Here is a 22,391-nt window from a genome sequence, read left to right as displayed (position 1 = left end):
CATGTCATGGAGCACACCCGGGCCGCCTGGCTCACCGAGGCCGCGAGCGCGGCCGAGCAGCAAGGGGCCGGAAATCTGCTCCGGGTCGTACTGGTCGTGATGTTCCTGGGCTGTGCGTTCACCGCGTGGTTCCTGCTGCGGGGGTACAAGCGGAAGGACGACTGAGCGAGGGCGAAGGTTCCCCGAGTCCTCCTGGCGCCCGCCAACGGTGGAGTCGGGGTGATCGCCGCCTCGGCGCCCGCTTACCATGGGCCGACATCTTTATCCCGCCCTCACCGGATAGGTCCTGCCGAAGATGAGCTTCCACAGCACCGCTGCCCAGTTGGTCACCCTCGCTGCCGAGGGCGAGGAGCACGGCGGCAACCACGAGAGCCTCAACCCGCTGATCACCGGTGGTGGCGCGTTCATCATCCTGATGCTGCTGCTGTGGATCACCACCCGTTTCAACCGCGACCGCTGAGGCACCGGGTGCCCAAAGCGGGGCACTCCGGGCCTCCACCGGCCGGTGTCCTCAGGACGGGCCGGTAGGGTCTGCACGCATGGGAGAGCAGGACATGCCTACCGGCCCGGGCAACGGCCCGTCGAACCCCGGCAAGCGCCGCCTCGGCGTCATGGGCGGGACGTTCGACCCGATCCACCACGGGCACCTCGTGGCGGCCAGTGAGGTCGCCGCGCAGTTCCACCTGGACGAGGTCGTGTTCGTGCCGACCGGCCAGCCGTGGCAGAAGACCCACCGCGCGGTCTCACCGGCCGAGGACCGCTATCTGATGACGGTCATCGCGACCGCCGAGAACCCGCAGTTCTCGGTCAGCCGAATCGACATCGACCGCGGTGGTGCGACCTACACCACGGACACGCTGCGCGACCTCAAGGCCCTGAACCCCGACACCGACCTCTTCTTCATCACGGGCGCCGACGCCCTCGGCCAGATCCTCACCTGGCGGGACGCGGAAGAGCTGTTCTCCCTCGCGCACTTCATCGGAGTCACCCGGCCCGGCCACACCCTGGCCGATCCCGGACTGCCCGAGGGCGGCGTCTCGCTCGTGGAGGTCCCGGCCCTGGCCATCTCCTCCACCGACTGTCGGGCGAGAGTCGCCAAGGGCGACCCCGTCTGGTACCTGGTGCCGGACGGTGTCGTGCGCTACATCGACAAGCGCGAGCTGTACCGCGGCGAGTGAGCCGAGAGGGGCACCGGTGAACGACCGATACGACGCGGGCTACGGCGACGATCACGAGAACCCGTACGAACTCGTCGGCTACGACGAGTACGGCCGGCCGGTCTACCAGCAGGTCCCGCCGCAACAGGCCCCACAGCAGCAGTACGACCCCTACGCACAGCAGGGATACGGCTACGACCCGTACGCCACGGGCAGCCAGAACCCCGTCCCGCCCTATGACCCCTACGGCGGCGGCGACACCGGACAGCAGGCTCCCGTGCCGCCCTACGACGCCTACGGCAACGGTGGCCGACAGGGTGGCGGCTCCGCGACGGCGTACGACCCCTACGGCCGGGCCGCGGCGAGCGGGCAACGGCCCCGTGTCGCCGAGCAGACCGCGTACATCCCGCAACAGGGTGGGCCGGCCGGGGCGACACAGGCCGGCCAGGGCTACCGTCCCGCGGTCGACGAGGGCCGTGCCGACGCGGGTCCTGCCGGTGCCGGTCGTCCCGGTGCGGGTCACGCCGGTGCGGAGGCCGCCGACGGGGACGAACGGCAGTACCACACCGCACAGTTCGCGTTCGTCGAGGAGCCCGACAGCGACTCCGAGGACGTCATCGACTGGCTCAACTTCACCGAGAACCGCACCGAGCGCCGCGAGGAGGCCAAGCGCCGCGCCCGCAGCCGGCTCGTCGCCCTCGTCGTCGTCCTCGCCCTGGTCGCGGTGGGCGGTGTCGGCTACCTCTGGTACGCCGGGAAACTGCCCGGCCTGTCGGACTCGGAGAGCAAGAAGGGCACCACGATCGCGGCGAGCGCCCAGAACCGCGACGTGATCGTCGTCCACCTGCACAACACCACCAAGGGCGGCACCTCCACGGCGCTGCTCGTCGACAACACCACCACCAACCAGGGCACCACCGTCCTGATCCCGAACTCCCTCGTCCTGACGGCCGACGACGGCTCCACGACGACCCTCGCCAAGTCGGTCGACGACGACGGCTCCTCGGGGACCGTCGACTCCCTCGACACCGTCCTCGGCACCGACATCGAGGGCACCTGGCGTCTGGACACCCCCTACCTCCAGAACCTGGTCGACCTCGTCGGCAACATCGACGTCGACACCAACGTGGCCGTGCCCGACCCGGCCGCCAAGAAGAAGGGCCAGGCGCCCTTGGTGAGCAAGGGGAAGGACCAGACCCTCAGCGGCAAGATGGCCGTCGCCTACGCCACCTACCGCGCCCCCGGCGAGGCCCAGGACGCCCAGCTGGAGCGCTTCGGCCAGGTCATGCAGGGCATGCTGCGCAAGCTGTCCTCCGACCCGGCGGCCGCGACCACCACCGTGCAGACGCTCGCGCAGATCCTCGACCCGTCCCTCACCGACAAGGACCTCGGCACCTTCCTCGCCAAGCTCGCCGACCTCGCCAAGGGCGGCGACTACAAGACCGCGCTGCTGCCCGTCCAGCAGGACGGCACCCTGAGCGCCGCGGCCAGCGCGAGCGTGGTCAAGGACGTCCTCGGCGGCAAGGCGAAGAGCCCCGACAAGGACGCGGCCGTCAGCGTCTCCGTGCAGAACGCCACCGGCACCAGGGACAACACCGAGAAGGCCCGCGTCGTCCTCCTCAACGGCGGCTTCACCTTCATCGACGGCGGTACACCCTCCTCGTCCCAGGCCACCTCCAAGGTCGTCTACGCCGACGCCGCCGACAAGACGAACGCCACCGAGGTCGCCAAGACCCTGGGCCTGCCCGCCGGCGCCGTCACCAAGGGCACGGTCTCGTCGAGCGCGAACGTCTCCGTGGTCCTCGGCCAGGACTACAAGCCGGACTCCTCGTCCTAGCCGGGCTCAGGGCCCGAGGCGTCACCCCACGTGATCTCCACCATCACGTGGGGTGCCGTCGGCGGTCCGTGAGACCCTTGGTGTCAAGTGACCGCCGACCGAAAGCCTTGTAGTGACCGCCACTGACCGTTCTCTCGAGCTCGTCCACACCGCCGCGCAGGCGGCCGCCGACAAGCTCGCCCATGATGTGATCGCCTACGACGTCAGCGACGTCCTGTCGATCACCGACGCCTTCCTCCTGGCGTCCGCGCCCAACGACCGTCAGGTCAAGTCCATCGTCGACGAGATCGAGGAGCGGCTCTCGAAGGAGCTCGGCGCCAAGCCGGTGCGCCGCGAGGGCGACCGCGAGGCCCGCTGGGTGCTGCTCGACTACGTGGACATCGTCGTCCACGTCCAGCACAGCGAGGAGCGGGTCTTCTACGCCCTGGAGCGGCTGTGGAAGGACTGCCCCGAGCTGGAGCTGCCGGCCGACGCCAAGGCGACCCGCGGCAAGGCCGAGGAGCACGCCAAGCTCCGGGCCGAGGAGGACGACGCCGAGTTCGGGGAGCCGCGGTGACCGCTCCCGCCGACCGCAAGGGCCGGGGCCGCCGCGTCATCCTGTGGCGGCACGGGCAGACCTCCTGGAACGTGGAGCGCCGCTTCCAGGGCACCACCGACGTCGAGCTCACCGAGACCGGCGTCGGCCAGGCCCGCCGCGCCGCCCGGCTGCTGGCCTCCCTCCAGCCCGACGCGATCGTCGCCTCCGACCTGCGGCGGGCCGCGAACACGGCCGCCGAGCTCGCCGAGCTCACCGGCCTGGACGTGGCCCACGACGAAGGCCTGCGCGAGACCTACGCGGGCGTCTGGCAGGGACTGACGCACGAGGAGATCATCGCCCGGCACGGCGAGGAGTACGCCGCGTGGAAGCGCGGTGAGCCGGTGCGCCGCGGTGGCGGCGAACTGGAGACCGAGGTCGCCGACCGCGCCGCCCCCGTGGTGCTCCGGCACACCGAGAAGCTCCCCGAGGACGGCACCCTCGTCGTGGTCAGCCACGGCGGCACGATCCGCACCACCATCGGCCGGCTCCTCGGCCTGGACTCCCGGCACTGGGAGAGCCTCGGCGGCCTCTCCAACTGCTGCTGGTCCGTCCTCGGCCAAGGCGCCCGCGGCTGGCGCCTGCTGGAGCACAACGCCGGCACCCTCCCGGAGCCGGTGCTCGGCGACGACGACTGAGGGGTCCGGACAGGGCTCCGGACCGGATTTCACTTTCCGGCAGGTCGCAGGCTAAAGTTCTTCTTGTTCGCCCCCGCCGAGCGGGAAGAGCACTCGGGGCTATAGCTCAGTTGGTAGAGCGCCTGCATGGCATGCAGGAGGTCAGGAGTTCAATTCTCCTTAGCTCCACAGATCGACACTCTGTTGAGTTGTCAAAGACCGATTGATGAGGATCCCGTCTCCCTCAGGAGGCGGGATTTTTCACGTGTCTCCTCGTCCACCGGGGTGTAGACCACGATCCGGCACTCCGGCATCCCGTCGATCGACAGCGACTGGGACGTCATCCGCAGTTCGCCCACGGCCCTGTGACGGAACGTCTTGACCCGTGGCCCGGGCTGGACCACCTCTCCGCTCGCCCACAGTTCGGCGAAGTAAGGGCTGGCCGCCGCCAGCGCGGCTATGTAGCTCTCCCAGGCCGGCTCGCCCACATGTCTGCCGTAGGAGGACCGCAGGGTCGCCACCATGACCGGCAGCTCGCGCTCCCGATACATGACCGGGCAGGCTTCCTCGGACACCGTGAACAGCGTCCACAGCGCGTTGGGTACCCCGATCTCGATGACCTCCCGGATCAGGAACAGGTCCCGGTAACCCGGATTCGTGGCCAGGATGTCGTAGCGCGAGTTGTAGACGACCGCCGGGAGCGGGGCGAGAGCGTCGATGATGCCCTGTATCTCCGGCCCCGCCTCCTGGGTCAGTCGCTCCGGGGCCGCAGCGAAGGGCACCTCCGCCAGGCGGTAGAGATGCTCCCGCTCCGGTGGGTCGAGCCGCAGGGTGCGGGCCACGGCGTCCAGGACCTGCGCGGACGCGTTGATCGGCCGGCCCTGCTCCAGCCAGGTGTACCAGGTCACGCCGACCCCTGAGAGCTGGGCGACCTCCTCACGGCGCAGCCCCGGAGTACGGCGCCTGAGGCCCGGCGGCATGCCCACGTCGGCCGGGGTCACCCGGGCCCGCCTGCTGCGCAGGAACGAGGCCAGCTCGGGCCGTCGTCGCTGTGTCGTCCTCATCGTCACGTCCCCCTCGTCACGACCATCCTGGGTCCCGCGCCCGGCGCTTGCCAGGTGCTGGCAGTACCAGCATCGGCGGGCTCTCGGCACCCGTACCGGAATGTCCTCAGGCTCGACGGCATGACGACAACGCCCCGGACGGGACCGAATCCCGCACCCGTTTCCCCACCTGTCAGAAGTGAAGCACCCGCCACTGACAACCGGCCCCGGCCGCTGCTCGCGCTGGTGCTCGCCGCCCAGTTCATGGCGCTGCTCGACGTGTTCATCGTGAATGTCGCCGCCCCCACGATCGGCACGGAACTGCACGCCTCGGGCGCCCAACTCCAGCTGGTCATCGCCGGATACGCCATCACGTACTCGGTGCTGCTGATCACCGGCGCCCGGCTCGGCGAACGGTTCGGCCACGGCCGCGTCCACCTGGCCGGGCTCGCCCTGTTCACCGCGGCCTCACTCGCCTGCGGGCTGGCCCAGGGCGCCACCGAACTGATCGTCTTCCGGCTGGTGCAGGGCGCCGGTTCGGCGGTGATGATCCCGCAGGTGCTCAGCCTGGTCCAGCGCAACTTCACCGGCGAGGCCAGGGCGAAGGCGCTCGGCGCGTACTCGGCGGTCCTCGCCGTCGGCGCCGCCGCCGGGCAGGTCGTCGGCGGGCTCCTGGTCAGTGCCGACCTGTTAGGCACGGGCTGGCGGCCGGTGTTCCTGGTGAACGTGCCGGTGGGCGTCGTACTCCTGGCTGTCGGGAGCCGTGTCCTGCCGCCCGGGGACCGTACGACGTCCCGGAACCGGGCACGCGGCCTCGACCTGCCGGGTCTGGTGCTGCTCGGGGCGGCGGTGTCGCTCTTCACGGTGCCGCTGGTGCTCGGACAGGAGCAGGACTGGCCGCTGTGGTCCTGGCTGTCGCTGCTCACCGCGGCCGTCCTGTTCGCCGTCTTCTGCGCGTACGAGTCCCAACTGGCCCGGCATGGAGGCACCCCGCTGATCACTCCGAGTGTGGTGCGTCACCCCGGCATGGGCCTCGCCGCGTTCCGGATCCTCGCGGTCATGGCCGTCAACGGAGGTTTCCTGTTCGCGCTGACCCTGCACATCCAGGGCGGCCTCGGCTTCAGTGCCCTGCGGACAGGCCTCACCTTCGCGCCGACCGCCATCGTCTTCGGTCTGGTCGGGCTGACCTGGCGCGGCTGGCCGGCGTCCTGGCAGCGACTGCTGACACCCGTCGGGTTCCTGGTGCTGGCTCTGGGCGCGGCGGGCGTGGGCCTGGTCCTGAAGGGCGGCGACTCCGGCGGCCCCTTGCTGTACGTCGTGTACGCCGTCGTGGGAGTGGGCCTCGCACTCGCCTTCAGTCCCACGCTCACCCGGGCCCTCGCCACGGTGCCGCCCGAGCACGCGGCGGACGCCAGCGGTCTGCTCGCCACGGTCACCCAGCTCGGTCAGCTGACCGGAGTCGCGGGCTTCGGCACACTCTTCTTGAACCGACTTGAGTCACTCGGCCCCTCTGCGGCGTATACCTCTGCGGAGGCGCTGTTGGCGTGCATGTTCGCGCTGGCCGGGACCGCCGCGGTGGGCGCCGTGTCCGGACTGGTACTCAGGCGTCGCTGACCGTATTGGTCCGGCCGTGGCAGAATCAAACGGCCGGAAGGGGGCGCGGCCCGACGGGAGGGAGTAGTGATGCCTGCGAGCATCCTCGTGGAGGTCGGCCACCTCCACGAAGCGGCGTCGACAAGGGACACGACGGTCCGCCTCATCTGCCCTTCCTGCGGTTCCGTCCATGTGGCGCAAGTACTCGGCGACAATGGCGGGATCTCCTACGTGTGCACGGCCTGCGGCCACAGCTGGAGCTGATCGATGGGTGCACACAGGCGAAAATGCGACTGGTGCGGCAGCGGGACGCCGATCGTGCGGGACATGGAGCCGGTCAATCCCGACTACCAGTACTGGTGCGAGGAGTGCGCGCGGGCGCTGATCATAAAAGGCGACCCCATCGAGACGTACCGCGAACTCGAGGGCGAGCCGATCTACGGCCGACTTCTTGAAGAACACTGCACGCTGAAGCGGTTCTACTCGTTCGTGACCGCTTGACGTCGGTCCTCCTGCCCACAGGGAAACGATTTGGTGTTCCACCCGGTGGACCGTGTAATGTTGGCGTCGCCGCCGGGGAAACCGGGTGGCACGCAACACGGGGCTATAGCTCAGTTGGTAGAGCACCTGCATGGCATGCAGGGGGTCAGGAGTTCAAATCTCCTTAGCTCCACAGAAAGATCCCGCCGGGTCATCTCGATCCGGCGGGATTTACTTGTTTACAGAGGTAGTTACGACAGAGGGGGCCGCCCGATCCGGGCGGCCCCCTCTGTGCTGTCTCAGCGTCCCAGCGCTCGGCGTCCCCGGCCTTGCGAGAGGACCGGCAGGTTGCGGGAGGGACCCTTGTCGCGCGGAGCCTCCTCCTCCAGGCGCAGGGCGAGGGCGGGGCAGCGACGCACCGCGCGTAGCGCCTTCGCCTCGGCGTAGCGCGGTACTTGGGCCTGGGCGACGGTCGGGAAGCCGTCGGCGCCGAGCTCGAAGACCTCGGGCAGGATGTCGGCGCACAGGCCGTGGCCCCGGCACAGCGTCCAGTCGACGTAGATCTTCTGACGGCTGGGGCCGCTCTCCTCGGCCTCGCCGCCGCCCGGGATGCCCGTCGGCATCTTCCCGCCCTCGAAGAGCGGCAGAACGCCCTCCACGGGCCGTCCGCAGCCGTTGCCGAGGACGTGGGCGGCCAGGTCGTCGGTGAACGCCTTGATGGTCGACTCCAGGAACATCGCGGAGCCGTCCGGGTGCGAGCACGCGCCGCGCCGCTTCACGTTCTTGGCGACCTGCTTGAGCGCCTCCAGGGCGGCAGGACCGCCGCCGTTGAGGATGTCCTCCATGCCGCGCGCGGCGGCCGGCAGACCGAGGTAGCAGGGGCCGCACTGGCCCGCGCTCTCCTCGGCCAGCCACTGCGCCACCCGCAGCGACTCGCCCAGCGGGCAGGTCTCCTGAGTGATCGGCAGGATCGCGCCGGCGCCGAGCGCGCCGCCCACGGCGTCCAGGGAGTTGCGGGAGACGATCGCCTCGTTGACCGTCGCCGCGTCGATCCACTTGCCGTGATAGCCGCCGGTCAGCACGCCCTGCGGGACCGGCGGGGCGCCGGCCAACTGCAGGACGTAGCGCAGCGGTACGCCGGTCGGGACCTCGATCACCATGGGGCGCGCGACGGCGCCGGATACCGTGAGCATGACGGTGCCCGGCTCGTCGTACAGCCCGGTGTTGCCGTAGCGCTCCGGGCCGATGCGCGCGGCGATCGCCAGTTGCGCGAAGGTCTCGGCGTTGGACAGCAGGGTCGGCGCGCCGCCGACGCCGCTCTGGGAGGCGCTGATCTTGCGGCCGGGCGGGATGGCCGGGCCGCCGTCGATGGAACGGATCAGCGAGGCCGCCGCTCCGGTGACCATACGGACGGGGTTGCGCTGCACGCGCGCGCGTAGAGCCGATCTGCGGCCGTTGCTGAGGCCGCGTTCGGCGAGGGCGGCCTCCATGGACCGCTGGGTGGATTCCCGGGTGACCCCCACCACGAGCGTGCGGGCACCCAGGGCTTCGGCGGCCAGGAGAGCGCCGTCCAGGATGAGGTGCGGGGCACGGTTGATGAGCACCGTGTCCTTGCGGCAGGCCGGTTCGTCCTCGCTGCCGTTGACGACGACGACCGGCCGGACGCCGCGCTTGATCGCCGCTTCGGCGACCGAACGCAGCTTCTTGTGGAAGGGGAAGCCGGCACCGCCGCGCCCCTTCAGGTTGATGGCTTCGGACAGCTTCGCGAGCTGTTCGCCGCCCATGGGTTCGAGCGGCCCGTGCACCTTCAGGTGCATGGGCAGGTCAAGTCGTTCGACAAGGTCGAAGCCCGACGTGAGCTGAGGAAGTCCGACGACGCGGACTTCTGGTACGTCGGGCAGGGCCTCGTTCACCTATAGCCTCCGGAAGGCGTGTTCCAAGGTTCGCCCGATCCCGGTGAGTCGAAGTCGTACGACTGACCGGGCGTTGGATCAGTGGCGGGACCGCTGTTGTACGTGTCGTTGGGGTTGTACGCGCCATAGAGGTTGTTCGACTCACCCGTGTCGCGCACATCACTCGTGAGATAACTGGCGGTGCCCGAATTGCCGCCATAGGTGGGGATGTTGTATCCCGTGTCCTGGAGTGGGTCGTAGGCCGAGGGCGGTGCCTCGCCGACCGGCGGCGGGGACGGGATCGGCCAGCTGCCGGACGTGCTGCCGCCCATGTCCATGCGCGCGATGGGCTCGGTGGCCGCCTGCATGTCCATCGGCATGTCCATGCGCGCGGTCTGGCCGGTGTCGTAGGGCTGCTGAGCGTTGGGCGACACCGCGCGGTAGGCCGCGGCGAATCCGCTGCCCGCGGGTTCCGGGGCCGGGGCGGCCTGGTAGGCGGGCATGGAGCCGGTCTGGGTGAGGCCCTCGTAGCCGGGCAGGGCGGACTCCGAGCGCCGGCCGGCGGACTCGGGTGCCCTGCGGCTCTCGCGGCCCGGTGCGGCGCTCTCGGCGGCCCTCCTGGCCCGGCTGGCCTCAAGCTCCTCGCGGCCCGGTCGTTCCTCGGCACCGAGGAGCATGGCGATCCGGTCGGTGACCTTGCGCTTGAAGGGGCGCGGTGCCGCGCGCAGGGCGAGGGCCGCTATGACAGCGAGCACGCAGAGCGCGTACATGTACGTGAAGATCGGGGCCTTCACCGCGCGCCCCGCGTACAGGCCGTGGATCAGCGCGGCGCACCAGGCCGGGTAGGCCAGCATGTGCATCGCCCGCCACCGTGCCGCGATGGGGGCCGGGGACGCGAACCGGTTGCGCAGCGCGCCGGTGATGCCGACGAAGATCATGAGCTGGCCGGCCAGGGTGCCGAGACCTATGAGGCCTCCGCTGCTGCTGAAGCCGAGCCCGAACGGGATGAACGCGGCGATCCATGTCGTGTGGTCGAGGGTCAGTTTGATCCCGATGTGCAGCAGGAGGAACGCGATCGACCCCACCGCGGTGATCCGGTGGACGCCCTGCGTGACGATCCGCTGCCGGGTGTTGAGGATCAGCCGGTCCTGTGCCACGAGCCCCCAGATCACGGAACACGTGAGGAGGACAAGCGTCAGCACGCCCGCCCCGAAGTTGAGGAAGTCCTGGAGCCAGACACCTCCGTAGGTCACGACCAGGGGGATGGCCAGCAGAAAGACGGCCGTCGCCACCCCGTAGGCCGACCGGCCTGCCTTGGGGGGCGTGCTGTAACTACTGCGAGCGTTCATGGGGGCAACTCCGAGCGGTTCGGGAAGGCGGTCCCGCTGCCGCACTCTAAGTGGCGCCATACCGGTGGGTACGGCGTTTGAGTTATTGCGTTGTTATCAAACGACTGCGGGGCCGTTGTAATGTCCCTTAGTGGCTGTTACGCGAAGTAACCATTGGCCTTGATTCTGTTCCTGTGTCGGATCGGACGGTTGCGCTCGACTGCGGCGGCGAGTGCGGCACCCGGTGCCAAAGAGGCATACGTAAGCCCGTCGCGGCTTGCTCAACGGCTGCGGTACTCTGACGCCATGCGTGCCGTACGCCTTCTGCTTAGCGAGCCGCGCTGATCAGTCCCGACCACCGGTGAAGACGTGGTCGGAATCGGCGCGGCGTCCCCTCCTGTGCGAGGGGATTTTTCGTTTCCGGACGACACAGCCGCTGGCAGAGACGATCGATGGAGCTTTGAGGACCATGAGCGAGACGAACCCCGCTGCCCCCGCCGAGGTGGCCGCGCCGCACCGCTACACGGCCGCCGTCGCGGCCGAGATCGAGGCACGCTGGCAGGACTTCTGGGACGCCGACGGCACCTATGCGGCCCCGAACCCCAAGGGTGACCTGGCAGGCGACCCGGAGCTGGCCGCCAAGCCCAAGAAGTTCATCATGGACATGTTCCCGTACCCCTCCGGTTCGGGCCTGCACGTCGGCCACCCGCTGGGCTACATCGCCACCGACGTCTCCGCCCGCTTCCAGCGGATGAACGGCCACAACGTCCTGCACACCCTGGGCTTCGACGCCTTCGGCCTGCCCGCCGAGCAGCACGCCGTGCAGACCGGCGAGCACCCGCGGATCACCACCGAGGCCGCGATCAACAACATGAAGTCCCAGCTGCGCCGGCTGGGCCTGGGCCACGACAAGCGCCGGTCGTTCGCCACGATCGACCCGGAGTACTACAAGTGGACCCAGTGGATCTTCGTCCAGATCTTCAACTCCTGGTACGACGACGAGGCCAAGCAGGCCCGCCCGATCCCCGAGCTGGTCGCGCGGTTCGAGTCCGGTGAGCGCGCGGTTCCCGGTGGCCGTTCCTGGGACGCCCTGACCGCCGCCGAGCGTGCCGACGTCCTGGGCGAGTACCGCCTGGCGTACGCCTCCGACGCGCCGGTCAACTGGTGCCCGGGCCTGGGTACCGTGCTGGCCAACGAGGAGGTCACCGCCGACGGCCGCTCCGAGCGCGGCAACTTCCCGGTCTTCAAGGCCAAGCTGCGCCAGTGGAACATGCGGATCACCGCCTACGCCGACCGCCTGCTGGACGACCTGAACGAGCTGGACTGGCCCGAGGCCATCAAGCTGCAGCAGCGCAACTGGATCGGCCGCTCCGAGGGTGCCCGCGTCGACTTCCCGATCGACGGCGAGCGCATCACCGTCTTCACGACGCGCCCGGACACCCTGTTCGGCGCGACCTACATGGTGCTGGCGCCCGAGCACCCGCTGGTCGAGAAGTTCACGCCGGCCGCCTGGCCCGAGGGCACGCACGACGCCTGGACCGGCGGTCACGCCACCCCGGCCGAGGCCGTCGCCGCCTACCGCGCGCAGGCCGCCTCCAAGTCCGACGTCGAGCGCCAGGCCGAGGCCAAGGACAAGACCGGCGTCTTCATCGGCTCGTACGCGACCAACCCGGTCAACGGCGAGCAGATCCCCGTCTTCATCGCCGACTACGTCCTGATGGGCTACGGCACCGGTGCGATCATGGCCGTCCCCGGCCACGACTCCCGCGACTTCGAGTTCGCGCGCGCCTTCGAGCTGCCGATCCAGTGCGTCGTCGAGCCGGCCGACGGGCGCGGCACGGACACCTCCGTGTGGGAGGACGCCTTCGTCTCGTACGACGCGAAGATCGTCAACTCCACCGGTCAGGGCGTCTCCCTGGACGGCCTGGGCGTCGTCGAGGCCAAGGCGCGCATCACCGAGTGGCTGGAGCGCGAGGGCATCGGTGAGGGCACCGTCAACTTCCGCCTGCGCGACTGGCTGTTCAGCCGCCAGCGCTACTGGGGCGAGCCCTTCCCGATCGTCTACGACGAGGACGGCATCGCGCACTCGCTGCCCGAGTCGATGCTGCCGCTGGAGCTGCCCGAGGTCGAGGACTACTCGCCCCGTACCTTCGACCCGGACGACGCGGACACCTCCCCGGAGACCCCGCTGTCCCGCAACGAGGACTGGGTGAACGTCACCCTGGACCTGGGCGACGGACGCGGCCCGCGCGCGTACCGCCGTGAGACCAACACCATGCCCAACTGGGCCGGTTCCTGCTGGTACGAACTGCGCTACCTGGACCCGCACAACAGCGAGAAGCTGGTCGACCCGGAAATCGAGCAGTACTGGATGGGCCCGCGCGCGGGGCAGCCGCACGGCGGTGTCGACCTGTACGTCGGCGGCGCCGAGCACGCGGTGCTGCACCTGCTGTACGCGCGCTTCTGGTCCAAGGTCCTGTTCGACCTGGGGCACATCTCGTCGCCCGAGCCCTTCCACAAGCTGTTCAACCAGGGCATGATCCAGGCCTTCGTCTACCGCGACAGCCGTGGCTTCCCGGTGCCGGCCGCCGAGATCGAGGAGCGCGACGGCCAGTTCTTCCACGCCGGTGAGCCCGTCAGGCGCGAGCTGGGCAAGATGGGCAAGTCCCTGAAGAACGCCGTCACCCCCGAGGCGATCTGCGACGAGTACGGCGCCGACACCCTGCGCCTGTACGAGATGGCGATGGGCCCACTGGACGTCTCCAGGCCGTGGGACACGCGCGCGGTGGTCGGCCAGTACCGCCTGCTGCAGCGGCTGTGGCGCAACATCGTCGACGAGGCCACCGGTGAGGTGACCGTCGTCGACACCGAGCCCGACGAGGCCACGCTGCGTGCCCTGCACAAGGCGATCGACGGGGTGCGCCACGACCTGGAGGGCCTGCGCTTCAACACCGCCATCGCCAAGGTCACCGAGCTGAACAACCACCTGACCAAGGCGGGCGGCGCGGTCTCGCGACCCGTCGCCGAGGCGCTGGTGCTGCTGGTCACGCCGCTGGCCCCGCACATCGCCGAGGAGCTGTGGCGCAAGCTGGGCCACACCGACTCGGTCGTCCACCAGGACTTCCCCGTAGCCGACCCGCAGTACGTCGTGGACGAGACCGTGACCTGCGTGGTCCAGGTCAAGGGCAAGGTCAAGGCCCGCCTGGAGGTCTCGCCGGCCATCTCCGACGACGAGCTGGAGAAGGTCGCGCTGGCCGACGAGAAGGTCGTGGCGGCGCTGGACGGGGCGGGCATCCGCAAGGTGATCGTGCGGGCACCGAAGCTGGTGAACATCGTTCCGGCGTAGTGCCTGTCCGGCGCGATGCGCCGGGTCTCGGCCCCCTAGGGGTCCCGTGCGGGCAGGTTCGGGGTTCTTCCGGAACTCCGGGCCTGCCTGTTGCGTTTACCTTTGAAGAGCGGCGCGGGAAGTGCCGTGCGGGTCTGAGGAGGAGCGTCGTGGAAGCAGTGATCGCAATCGTGGCCCTGCTTTTCGTGCTCTTCGTGGTGCTCGGCGTGTACGCGACGGTGAAGGTGGTCGGCGCCGCCAAGCGAGGAGTGGACCGCACCATCACCCAGGCCCGGCGCACGGTCGAGGACCACACCCTGCGGGCCAAGTCCTTCGCGCAGCTCGGCCCCGCGGGCGAACTGGCCCAGCTGCGGCTGAAACTGCGCACCTCGATGCGGGCCACCCAGGACGCGCTGCACGCGGGCGTGGCCGAGGACGAGTCCCTCAAGGAGTCCCTCGGCCTCTTCCAGCGGCTCAGCGCGCACGGCCACGAGCTGGACGGCGAACTCAAGCGCCTGGAGGCGGAGCCCGACCGGGCGACGCTCGCCGAGCGACTGCCCGGTCTGCGTGAGCGCACCGAGCGCATCACACAGTCGGCGGACTCCCTGCGTTGGGCGGCTCGCGATCGCGCCCGCAGGTTCGCCGACGACGACCTGGACACGCTGAGCGCGCAGATCGACGTCGAGTCCGGCGCCCTGAGGCACTGGATGAAGACGGAGCCCGCCGCGACACCGCCCCCGTGGCCCGAGGCCCCCGCCGCTGAGAACAGCACCCAACAGCAGACCTGGCCCGAGACGCCCCGCTCCCGCACCGCCGAGGAGCCGACGAAGCCCGCCATCACGCCGCCGGGTCCGCGCCCCACCTATCCCTGGCAGAAGAAACCCCGTCCCGAGAGCACGACTTGATCCGGACACGGCAGCCCCGGGTGACAGGGGCCGGGCTGCCGTCCGGACGCTACGGCAGGTAACCTCCAGCTCATGTCCCGCCATGTCGCGATCGTCACGGATTCAACGGCCTACCTGCCGCAGGGGACGATGGAGCGGCACGGCATCACCGCGGTACCCCTGACCGTGGTCCTCGGGGACCGCGCGCTGGAAGAGGGCACCGAGATCTCGACCCGGTCACTGGCCCAGGCGCTCCAGAAGCGACGCCCCGTCACCACCTCACGGCCCAGCCCCCAACTCTTCGCGGAGCACTACCGCAAGGTCGCCGAGTCCGGCGCCACGGGCATCGTGTCGCTGCACCTGTCCGCCGAACTCTCCGGCACGTACGACGCGGCGGTCCTGGCAGCGCGCGAGGCACCGGTGCCGGTGCGCGTCGTCGACACCGGCATGATCGCGATGGCCCTCGGATTCTGCGCGCTCTCCGCCGCCGAGGCCGCGGAGACGGGCGGCACGGTCGACGAGGCGGTCACCGCCGCCGAGAAGCGGGCCGCCGGCACGTCCGCCTACTTCTACGTCGACACCCTCGACTATCTGCGCCGTGGCGGCCGGATCGGGGCGGCACAGGCCCTCCTGGGTTCCGCGCTCGCCGTGAAACCGCTGCTGAAGCTGGACGGCGGCCGGATCGAACCGTTGGAGAAGGTGCGGACGGCGTCGAGGGCCATCGCCCGACTGGAGGAGATCGCGGCCGACCGGGCCGGCAGCGCGCAGGTCGACATCGCGGTGCATCATCTGGCCGCCCCCGACCGGGCGTCGGCCCTCGCGGACCGGCTGCGGGCGCGGGTGACGGGACTTGCCGACCTGCATGTGAGCGAGGTCGGGGCGGTGATCGGGGCGCACACGGGGCCCGGGTTGCTGGGGGTCGTGGTCTCTCCTCGGTGACGGGCGCCCAGGTTGCCTGGGGCGGATTCTTCACTCGTGTGGGTGGCGGGGTTTTCCACAACCGGTGGGTAATCCCCGGGAATTGACCAAGATCATCGCGAGTGTGCGGGTGTGGCCGATCCTCGGCGCATGGCACTTCGATCACGCTCACGTACAGCGACGGCGACCAGCGGTCCGGGCCGCGGTCCCCATTCCGACGGACGCTCACGGCACCGCCGTCCGCCCGCCACCCGGGGCCGGGTCCGGCAGCGGCATGCCGCCTCGGCGGACGAACTCCATCGGCGGGCGGAGGTGTTGTTCGCCGAACGTCCGGAGGGGAGGGGGTCGGGGAAGGGGCCACCAGCAGGCGGGCGGGGCCTGGACGACGCCGTGGAGGCCGTTGAAGCCGCCGGTGCCGTGGAGGTCGCCGAGGCCGACTCGGCGGAGCGGGTCTGGCCGGATGACGATTCCGGGGGTGAAGCCTGGCGGGGCGCCGACTCCGGAGACGGGGCCTGGCGGGAGCGGGCCGGGCTCGCTCTGCGGGAGCGGATGCCGGTGTGGTTGCAGGCGCGGTGTGGGCTGGAGCGGCGGAACGTGGTCGCGCTCTCGGTGCTGCTCGTCGTGGCCGCGGTCTTCGCCGTGCAGCACTTCTGGACCGGCCGGGCACAGTCCGTCCAGGCGCCCGAAGTGGTGCGTGCGGCTGCTCCGTTCGGACAGAGTGGGACCGGCGGAGACAGTGCGCAGGGCGGGGAGGCTGAGCCGGCAGTCTCGGGCGGGGGCCCGGGCACGGCGGGACCGGCCGGGGCCGAGATCGTCGTGGACGTCAGTGGGAAGGTCCGTGAGCCCGGGATCCAGCGGCTTCCGGCAGGGTCCAGGGTCGCTGACGCGTTGCGGGCGGCCGGTGGAGTGCGGCCGGGCACGAACACCGATGCCCTCAACCGTGCCCGGTTCCTGGTGGACGGTGAGCAGGTCGTCGTCGGCGGCCCGGCCGCACCCGCGGTGGGCGGGCCCGTCGCCGGTGCTCCTGCCGGGTCTGTGGCGGGGGTGGCGGCGCCCGTCTCCCTGAACACGGCCACCGTGGACCAGCTCGACACCCTGCCCGGCGTCGGTCCCGTACTGGCCCAGCACATCGTCGACTACCGCACCCAGCACGGCGGCTTCCGCTCGGTGGGCGAACTGCGCGAGGTCAACGGCATCGGCGACCGCCGCTTCGCCGACCTGCGGAATCTCGTACAGCCATGAGGTACGGCGTGAGGGTGCGGCGAGGGGATGAGGACGAGGAACGGAGGGAGGCCGGTGCCGGAGAGCATGCGCGGGCTGCTGTGCACGCTGCCTCGGGGAAGCGGCTCGGGGACGCTCACCCCCGGCAGGAAGGGCCTACGGATCTGCGGCTGGTACCGCCGGCGCTCGCGGCGTGGGTGACGGCCGCGGTCACCCTGGACGCTCCGGCGGGGTGGCTCACGGGGCTCGTGGCCGGGTGTCTCGTCGTGGCCTGCGGGTTGCTGCCGGGACGGCGGCGAGACGCGCGGGGCCTTCGGGGGAGCGGTCGGATCCCGGTCGCCGCCGTGCTGCTCTGTGTCGCGGCGGCAGCCGCGTCCGCCGGGCTGCATGGGGCGGATCTGCGACGGGGACCGGTACCCGTGCTGGCCCGGCAGTACGCCACCGTGACCGCCGAGGTGGAGGTGACCTCCGACCCCCGGCTCACCCGGCCCCGGATCACAGGTGATCACGCGGCCCCGACGGCAGTGGTCGTCGACGCCGACGTCCGGCGGGTGGAGACGGCGGACGGGAGGGCGGTGGCGACGCGGGCGCCGGTGCTCTTGATCGTCGACGCGCGGGCGGGTGCCGGCCCGGACGCGGAAGGGGCGGTGCGCGGCGGGCGGACGCCCGTCTCGCCGCACGACGTGGAAGGTCCGGCGCGGTCGCCGTGGCTCGGTTTGCTGCCGTCCACGCGGGTGCGGGTCGTCGCGCGGATCGCCCCGCCGATGGCCGGAGGCGACCGTGTCGCCGCGGTGCTGCGGGTGCAGGACCGGGAGAGCCCCACAGTCGTCGGGGAGCCATCGGGGACACAGCGGTTCGCGGGACGGCTGCGGGCGGGGCTGCGGGAGGCCACCGACGGACTGCCCGCGGATGCCCGGGCGCTGTTGCCGGGGCTGGTCGTGGGGGACACCGCGCGCATCACGCCGGAGTTGGACGAGGCCTTCAAGGAGACCGACCTCGCGCACACGCTCGCCGTCTCCGGCAGCAACCTCACGATCCTGCTCGCCCTGCTCATCGGACCGCCCGGACTCGCCCAGCTCGTCGAGAGACGAGGCCTTGCGCCCCGCCTCGGGATGCCGCTGCGGACGACCGCGTTGCTCGGCGGGGGGCTCACCCTCGGATTCGTCGTCGTGTGCCGGCCGGACCCGAGCGTGCTGCGGGCCGCGGCCTGCGGGGCCGTCGCCTTGCTCGCCCTCGCGACCGGGCGCCGCAGATCACTGATCCCGGCGCTGGCGACGGCCGTACTGCTGCTGGTGCTGTACGACCCGTGGCTGGCCCGTAGTTACGGCTTCCTGCTCTCCGTCCTGGCCACCGGTGCCCTGCTCACGCTCGCGCCGCGCTGGAGCCTGGCGTTGCGCCGGCGCAGGGTGCCACCGCGGCTGGCGGAGGCGTTGGCGGCGGCGGCCGCCGCGCAGGCCTTGTGCGCACCGGTGGTCGCCGTGCTGTCGGCGCGGGTGAGTCTGGTCGCGGTGCCGTGCAATCTGCTCGTGGAGTTCGCGGTCGCCCCGGCCACGGTGCTGGGCTTCGCGGCGCTGGCGACGGCGCCCGTGGCCATGCCGGTGGCCAAGGCGCTGGCCTGGTGCGCGAGTTGGCCCGCCGGGTGGATCGCGGACGTGGCCCGGACCGGGGCGTCGCTGCCCGGCGGGGGAGTGGACTGGCCCGGCAGCTGGACTGGGGCGGGGCTGCTCGCCCTGGCCACCGGGGTCGTACTGCTCGTCGGGCGACGGCTGTTGCGGCATCCCTGGTGGTGTGCGGTCTGCGCGGTGCTGTTCCTGCTGGCGGTCGTGCAGCCGCCGCCGCTGACGAGGGTGGTCACGGGCTGGCCGCCGCCGGGCTGGAGGCTGGCGATGTGCGACGTGGGGCAGGGCGACGCGACCGTGCTGGCGGCCGGCGAGGGCACCGGCGTGGTCGTGGACGCGGGCCCCGATCCGACCCTCGTCGACGACTGCCTGCGCACGCTCGGCATCACCAAGGTGCCCCTCGTGGTCCTGACCCACTTCCACGCCGACCACGTGGCGGGTCTGCCCGGGGTGCTGCGAGGGCGGTCGGTGGGAGCGATCGAGACGACGGGCTTCGAGGAACCGGTGGACCAGGCTGAGTCCGTACGGCGGGAGGCGGCGGCCCGGCACATTCCGGTGACGCGTGCCGCCGCTGGGGAGGAGCGGCGTGCGGGGGCTCTCACCTGGGAGGTGCTGTGGCCCCCGGCGGGCCCCGCGTCGGCGGCGGCGGACGGGCCGAACGACGCCAGCGTCACGATGCTCGTCCGGTCGGCCGGGCTGCGCTTCCTCCTGCTCGGGGACCTCGAACCCCCGGCGCAGCAGGAGCTGTTGAGGTCACCGGCGGGAGCGCGGCTGGCCGGGGTCGACGTGCTCAAGGTCGCTCACCATGGTTCCGCCTACCAGGACCCGGAGCTGATACGCCGGGCCGCTCCGAGGGTCGCGCTCATCTCTGTCGGCGCCGACAACTCGTACGGCCATCCGGCTCCCAGCACGGTTGACGCGCTGCGGGCCGGGGGTGCGGTGGTGCTTCGGACGGACAGGGACGGGGCGTTGGCGGTCGTCGGGACGGGTGGCGGCAGCGGTGGAGGAGGTGACGGTGAAGGCATCCGTGGCGGTCCAGGAGGTGGCGTGCGGGGTGGGGAGCTGTGGGTGGCGCGAGACTGAAGGCATGAATCCGACAGAGGTCGACGCGTATCTCCGCCGCCTGGGCGTTCAGCACCCGGCGTGGCCCACCGTGGAGGTCCTGCGCGAGCTGCATCTGCGCCATCTGCAGACCGTGCCCTTCGAGAACCTGTCGGTGCACCTCGGCGAGGAGATCGTGCTGGCGGAGGAGCGGCTGGTGGACAAGGTGGTGGGCGCCCGGAGGGGAGGGTTCTGCTATGAACTGAACGGGGCGTTCGGGGCCCTGCTGGCCGCGCTCGGCTTCGACGTCACGCTGCTCGCGGGCCGGGTGTACGGGGACGAGGGGCGGCTCGGGATCCCGTACGACCATCTCGCGCTGCGGGTGCGGACGGTGGACGGGGGCGAGTGGCTGGCCGATGTCGGGTTCGGGGCGCACAGCCACTATCCGCTGGCGTTCGGGGCGCGCGGAGAGCAGGAGGATCCCGGTGGCGTCTTCCGGATCGTCGAGGCGGGGCCCGATGCGGCGGGGGTGCGGGGCGGGGACGGTGCGGGGAAGCAGGGCGGGGGTGAGGTCGCGGATCTGGAGGTCCGCAACGGCGACAGGAGGCAGTACCGGCTGGAGGTGCGGCCCAGGGTGCTCGGTGACTTCGTGGCCGGAGCGTGGTGGCACAGCACCTCGCCGGCCTCGCACTTCACACAGTCACTGGTGTGTTCGAGAGTGACGGAGGAGGGAGGGCGGATCACGCTCAGTGGACGGGTCCTCAAGTCGACGTCGGCCGACGGGGCGCGGGAGGAAAGGGAGTTGGAGACGGACGAGGAGGTGCTGGAGGTGTATCGGGACCGGTTCGGTATCGAGCTCGGTGCTGTGCCGGTGGTGCGGAATCCCGGCCGAAGCGGCTGACCTGGAAAATGGTGGCGTGAGGGATGTGAGACATGTGCTGGTGCTGCCTGACCGGGATGCCGCGGAGGCGGTGGTCGAGGCGCTCGGGGAGCGGTTCGGGGTGGATGAGGAGCCTCAGGTCGTTCGGGACGCGTTGGCGGGGGAGGACGACGCGGAGGATGCGCAGTGGCTGGTCGTGCTGCGGGACGAGGCGGGGCGGCTGGATCCGGGGGAGCTGGACGCGTTCGTGGGGGAGTGGGAGGGGTGGCGGGAGGAGCCGTAGGGCGCCGGCAACGCCGAGGTCGACGCCCAGCTGGGGCGGCTGGGCGACGCCGACCACCTCGCCACCGACGCTGCCCGGGCGGGGTGTCGTCGCTTGCCCGCGCCGGTGAGGCGTCGTCGATGATGACACCCGGACGTCGACGCCGTGCCGGTGCGCCCCCGTCCCGCCCCAGCGGCATGACTGCCCGCGGCTGTGCATGGTGAGCCGCTGCTGGATTCTGCTCTGACCTTCGTTGTCAGTGGTCCGTGGGATGCTGTGCGGGATGGCCAGGAAGAGTGCTGATGACGATGTTCTTGCCCCGGTGACGGTTGCCGTGGGGCAGGAGGACCTGCTGCTTGATCGGGCTGTGCAGGAGGTGGTGGCCGCTGCTCGGGCCGCTGACGCGGACACGGATGTGCGGGATCTGACTTCGGAGCAGTTGCAGCCGGGGACGCTGGCCGAGTTGACCAGTCCGTCGTTGTTCGCGGAGCGCAAGGTCGTCGTCGTGCGCAATGCGCAGGATCTTTCGGCCGACACCGTCAAGGACGTGAAGGCGTATCTCGGGGCGCCCGCCGAGGAGATCACCCTGGTGCTGCTGCACGCGGGGGGAGCGAAGGGCAAGGCGCTGCTCGATGCCGCGCGGAAGGCGGGAGCCCGGGAGGTCGCCTGTCCGAAGATGACCAAGCCGGCGGATCGGCTGGCCTTCGTGCGGCAGGAGTTCCGGGGGACCGGGCGGTCCGCCACGCCCGAGGCGTGCCAGGCGCTGGTCGACTCGATCGGCAGTGACCTGCGGGAGCTTGCCTCCGCGGTGGCGCAGCTGGTCGCCGATGTCGAGGGCACGATCGACGAATCTGTTGTGGGGCGGTACTACACGGGGCGGGCCGAGGCCTCCAGTTTCACCGTCGCCGACCGGGCCGTGGAGGGGCGGGCGGCGGAGGCGTTGGAGGCGCTCAGGTGGTCGTTGGCGACCGGGGTCGCGCCGGTCATGATCACCAGTGCGTTGGCGCAGGGGGTGCGGGCGATCGGGAAGCTGTCGTCCGCTCGGGGTGGGCGTCCTGCTGATCTCGCGCGCGAGCTGGGGATGCCGCCGTGGAAGATCGATCGGGTGCGGCAGCAGATGCGTGGGTGGACGCCGGATGGGGTGGCGGTCGCGTTGCGGGCGGTGGCCGAGGCGGACGCGGGGGTGAAGGGCGGGGGGGACGATCCCGAGTACGCGTTGGAGAAGGCCGTGGTCGCGATCGCTCGGGCGGCTCGGTCTCGGGGGCGCGGGTAGTCGGCTGGGCTGCTGACGTAGGTGGGGCCGGGTGGGGGTGGGTTTTCGCCGGCCCGAGTCAGCGGGGTGCCGCTGCGCCTACCCGTGTCGCACTGGTGGCACGAATACCTGCCGCTGTGCGAGGCGTACGGTGCTGCTCCCTGCGGTGCGACTGTGGGTGGGCGCCAACTTAGTGGTGGGTTGCCCGCAGTTGTGTGAGGCGGGTGGTGTTCTCCTCTTGCGGTGCGAGGGTCTGTGGCTGGGCGAGTGGGGTAGGTGGGTGGGCGCCGCCTCCTGGTGGGATGGCCTGCAGTTGTGCGGAGTCGGGTGGGTGCTGCCTTTGTGATGCGACTGCCCGCAGATGTGTGAGGTGGGTGGTGTTCTCCTCTTGCGGTGCGAGGGTCTGTGGCTGGGCGAGTGGGGTAGGTGGGTGGGCGCCGCCTCCTGGTGGGATGGCCTGCAGTTGTG

The 22,391-nt window shown here is 70.9% G+C and carries 20 protein-coding genes and 2 tRNA genes; 19 read left to right on the top strand and 3 right to left on the bottom strand.

Annotated features, from left to right (window positions below; translation table 11 throughout):
- Positions 1-6: 6 nt before the first annotated feature.
- From AB0D34_RS34310 to AB0D34_RS34280, 7 genes are all read left to right on the top strand, one after another.
- On the top strand, positions 7-165 hold the full coding sequence (locus AB0D34_RS34310; protein WP_356587255.1) for a hypothetical protein: 159 nt from the start codon (positions 7-9) through the stop codon (positions 163-165).
- Between the two features lie 130 nt (positions 166-295).
- Positions 296-460 carry a hypothetical protein gene (locus AB0D34_RS34305; protein ID WP_362668775.1) on the top strand — a complete coding sequence of 55 codons (165 nt, stop codon included), beginning with the start codon at positions 296-298 and terminating at the stop codon, positions 458-460.
- A 79-nt stretch (positions 461-539) separates the two neighbouring features.
- Complete coding sequence (gene nadD / locus AB0D34_RS34300) at positions 540-1,178, top strand: nicotinate-nucleotide adenylyltransferase (protein WP_362668773.1); 639 nt, start codon at positions 540-542, stop codon at positions 1,176-1,178.
- A gap of 16 nt (positions 1,179-1,194) precedes the next feature.
- Entirely contained in the window at positions 1,195-2,994 is a 1,800-nt protein-coding gene (locus AB0D34_RS34295; protein ID WP_362668771.1) for an LCP family protein, read from the top strand.
- A gap of 112 nt (positions 2,995-3,106) precedes the next feature.
- The gene (gene rsfS, locus AB0D34_RS34290) at positions 3,107-3,550 is read left to right on the top strand and encodes a ribosome silencing factor (protein WP_362668769.1); all 444 of its coding nucleotides are present in this window, start codon (positions 3,107-3,109) and stop codon (positions 3,548-3,550) included.
- Complete coding sequence (locus AB0D34_RS34285; protein ID WP_362668767.1) at positions 3,547-4,206, top strand: histidine phosphatase family protein; 660 nt, start codon at positions 3,547-3,549, stop codon at positions 4,204-4,206. Before rsfS ends, AB0D34_RS34285 begins: the two co-directional genes overlap by 4 nt.
- 95 nt (positions 4,207-4,301) lie before the next feature.
- Positions 4,302-4,374, top strand: a tRNA-Ala gene (locus AB0D34_RS34280).
- Between the two features lie 23 nt (positions 4,375-4,397).
- Here the strand turns inward: AB0D34_RS34280 and AB0D34_RS34275 are convergent.
- On the bottom strand, positions 4,398-5,249 hold the full coding sequence (locus AB0D34_RS34275) for a helix-turn-helix transcriptional regulator (RefSeq protein ID WP_362668764.1): 852 nt from the start codon (positions 5,247-5,249) through the stop codon (positions 4,398-4,400).
- A 225-nt stretch (positions 5,250-5,474) separates the two neighbouring features.
- On the opposite strand from AB0D34_RS34275, the gene AB0D34_RS34270 reads away from it, so the two are divergent.
- The 4 genes from AB0D34_RS34270 (at position 5,475) to AB0D34_RS34255 (ending at position 7,494) form a co-directional block, all read left to right on the top strand.
- A complete protein-coding gene (locus AB0D34_RS34270; RefSeq protein WP_362668873.1) occupies positions 5,475-6,842 on the top strand; it encodes an MFS transporter in 1,368 nt (455 codons plus the stop codon).
- Positions 6,843-6,911: 69 nt separating this feature from the next.
- Positions 6,912-7,085, top strand: coding sequence for a hypothetical protein (locus AB0D34_RS34265; RefSeq protein ID WP_306981341.1), 174 nt, complete (start codon positions 6,912-6,914; stop codon positions 7,083-7,085).
- Positions 7,086-7,088: 3 nt separating this feature from the next.
- The gene (locus AB0D34_RS34260) at positions 7,089-7,322 is read left to right on the top strand and encodes a hypothetical protein (RefSeq protein WP_003976229.1); all 234 of its coding nucleotides are present in this window, start codon (positions 7,089-7,091) and stop codon (positions 7,320-7,322) included.
- Between the two features lie 99 nt (positions 7,323-7,421).
- Positions 7,422-7,494 (top strand) — tRNA-Ala (locus tag AB0D34_RS34255).
- 106 nt (positions 7,495-7,600) lie between these two features.
- Here the strand turns inward: AB0D34_RS34255 and AB0D34_RS34250 are convergent.
- Complete coding sequence (locus AB0D34_RS34250; RefSeq protein WP_362668762.1) at positions 7,601-9,214, bottom strand: NADH-ubiquinone oxidoreductase-F iron-sulfur binding region domain-containing protein; 1,614 nt, start codon at positions 9,212-9,214, stop codon at positions 7,601-7,603.
- Complete coding sequence (locus AB0D34_RS34245) at positions 9,211-10,542, bottom strand: cytochrome b/b6 domain-containing protein (protein ID WP_362668760.1); 1,332 nt, start codon at positions 10,540-10,542, stop codon at positions 9,211-9,213. The genes AB0D34_RS34250 and AB0D34_RS34245 overlap by 4 nt, the downstream gene beginning before the upstream one ends.
- Before the next feature lie 448 nt (positions 10,543-10,990).
- Between AB0D34_RS34245 and leuS the strand changes: the two genes are divergently transcribed.
- The 8 genes from leuS (at position 10,991) to holA (ending at position 21,944) form a co-directional block, all read left to right on the top strand.
- Positions 10,991-13,867 carry a leucine--tRNA ligase gene (gene leuS, locus AB0D34_RS34240; RefSeq protein WP_362668758.1) on the top strand — a complete coding sequence of 959 codons (2,877 nt, stop codon included), beginning with the start codon at positions 10,991-10,993 and terminating at the stop codon, positions 13,865-13,867.
- Positions 13,868-14,016: 149 nt separating this feature from the next.
- Positions 14,017-14,751 (top strand): hypothetical protein, encoded by a 735-nt coding sequence (locus AB0D34_RS34235; protein WP_362668755.1) that lies wholly within the window; start codon positions 14,017-14,019, stop codon positions 14,749-14,751.
- A 72-nt stretch (positions 14,752-14,823) separates the two neighbouring features.
- On the top strand, positions 14,824-15,669 hold the full coding sequence (locus AB0D34_RS34230) for a DegV family protein (RefSeq protein ID WP_362668753.1): 846 nt from the start codon (positions 14,824-14,826) through the stop codon (positions 15,667-15,669).
- Positions 15,670-15,798: 129 nt separating this feature from the next.
- Positions 15,799-16,890, top strand: a complete 1,092-nt coding sequence (locus AB0D34_RS34225) for a ComEA family DNA-binding protein (RefSeq protein WP_362668751.1) — start codon at positions 15,799-15,801, stop codon at positions 16,888-16,890.
- 80 nt (positions 16,891-16,970) lie between these two features.
- The gene (locus AB0D34_RS34220; protein WP_362668871.1) at positions 16,971-19,571 is read left to right on the top strand and encodes a ComEC/Rec2 family competence protein; all 2,601 of its coding nucleotides are present in this window, start codon (positions 16,971-16,973) and stop codon (positions 19,569-19,571) included.
- A 4-nt stretch (positions 19,572-19,575) separates the two neighbouring features.
- Complete coding sequence (locus tag AB0D34_RS34215) at positions 19,576-20,430, top strand: arylamine N-acetyltransferase (protein ID WP_362668748.1); 855 nt, start codon at positions 19,576-19,578, stop codon at positions 20,428-20,430.
- 16 nt (positions 20,431-20,446) lie between these two features.
- On the top strand, positions 20,447-20,692 hold the full coding sequence (locus AB0D34_RS34210) for a hypothetical protein (protein WP_362668746.1): 246 nt from the start codon (positions 20,447-20,449) through the stop codon (positions 20,690-20,692).
- 262 nt (positions 20,693-20,954) lie between these two features.
- The gene (gene holA / locus AB0D34_RS34205; protein WP_362668743.1) at positions 20,955-21,944 is read left to right on the top strand and encodes a DNA polymerase III subunit delta; all 990 of its coding nucleotides are present in this window, start codon (positions 20,955-20,957) and stop codon (positions 21,942-21,944) included.
- Positions 21,945-22,391 lie beyond the last annotated feature (447 nt).

Origin of the sequence: Streptomyces sp. NPDC048420 (genome assembly GCF_040651535.1) — a bacterium.
Taxonomy (GTDB): Bacteria; Actinomycetota; Actinomycetes; order Streptomycetales; family Streptomycetaceae; genus Streptomyces.
This window is presented reverse-complemented; position numbering and strand designations above follow the sequence as displayed.

What these genes read in the sequence shown, in the direction of transcription:
- AB0D34_RS34215 (WP_362668748.1), top strand. Translation starts at nt 19,576, where the DNA reads ATGAATCCGACAGAGGTCGACGCGTATCTCCGCCGCCTGGGCGTTCAG.
- holA (WP_362668743.1), top strand. Translation starts at nt 20,955, where the DNA reads ATGGCCAGGAAGAGTGCTGATGACGATGTTCTTGCCCCGGTGACGGTT.
- AB0D34_RS34225 (WP_362668751.1), top strand. Translation starts at nt 15,799, where the DNA reads ATGGCACTTCGATCACGCTCACGTACAGCGACGGCGACCAGCGGTCCG.
- AB0D34_RS34230 (WP_362668753.1), top strand. Translation starts at nt 14,824, where the DNA reads ATGTCCCGCCATGTCGCGATCGTCACGGATTCAACGGCCTACCTGCCG.
- AB0D34_RS34265 (WP_306981341.1), top strand. Translation starts at nt 6,912, where the DNA reads ATGCCTGCGAGCATCCTCGTGGAGGTCGGCCACCTCCACGAAGCGGCG.
- AB0D34_RS34245 (WP_362668760.1), bottom strand. Translation starts at nt 10,542, where the DNA reads ATGAACGCTCGCAGTAGTTACAGCACGCCCCCCAAGGCAGGCCGGTCG.
- AB0D34_RS34305 (WP_362668775.1), top strand. Translation starts at nt 296, where the DNA reads ATGAGCTTCCACAGCACCGCTGCCCAGTTGGTCACCCTCGCTGCCGAG.
- leuS (WP_362668758.1), top strand. Translation starts at nt 10,991, where the DNA reads ATGAGCGAGACGAACCCCGCTGCCCCCGCCGAGGTGGCCGCGCCGCAC.
- AB0D34_RS34275 (WP_362668764.1), bottom strand. Translation starts at nt 5,249, where the DNA reads ATGAGGACGACACAGCGACGACGGCCCGAGCTGGCCTCGTTCCTGCGC.
- AB0D34_RS34260 (WP_003976229.1), top strand. Translation starts at nt 7,089, where the DNA reads ATGGGTGCACACAGGCGAAAATGCGACTGGTGCGGCAGCGGGACGCCG.
- AB0D34_RS34310 (WP_356587255.1), top strand. Translation starts at nt 7, where the DNA reads ATGGAGCACACCCGGGCCGCCTGGCTCACCGAGGCCGCGAGCGCGGCC.
- nadD (WP_362668773.1), top strand. Translation starts at nt 540, where the DNA reads ATGGGAGAGCAGGACATGCCTACCGGCCCGGGCAACGGCCCGTCGAAC.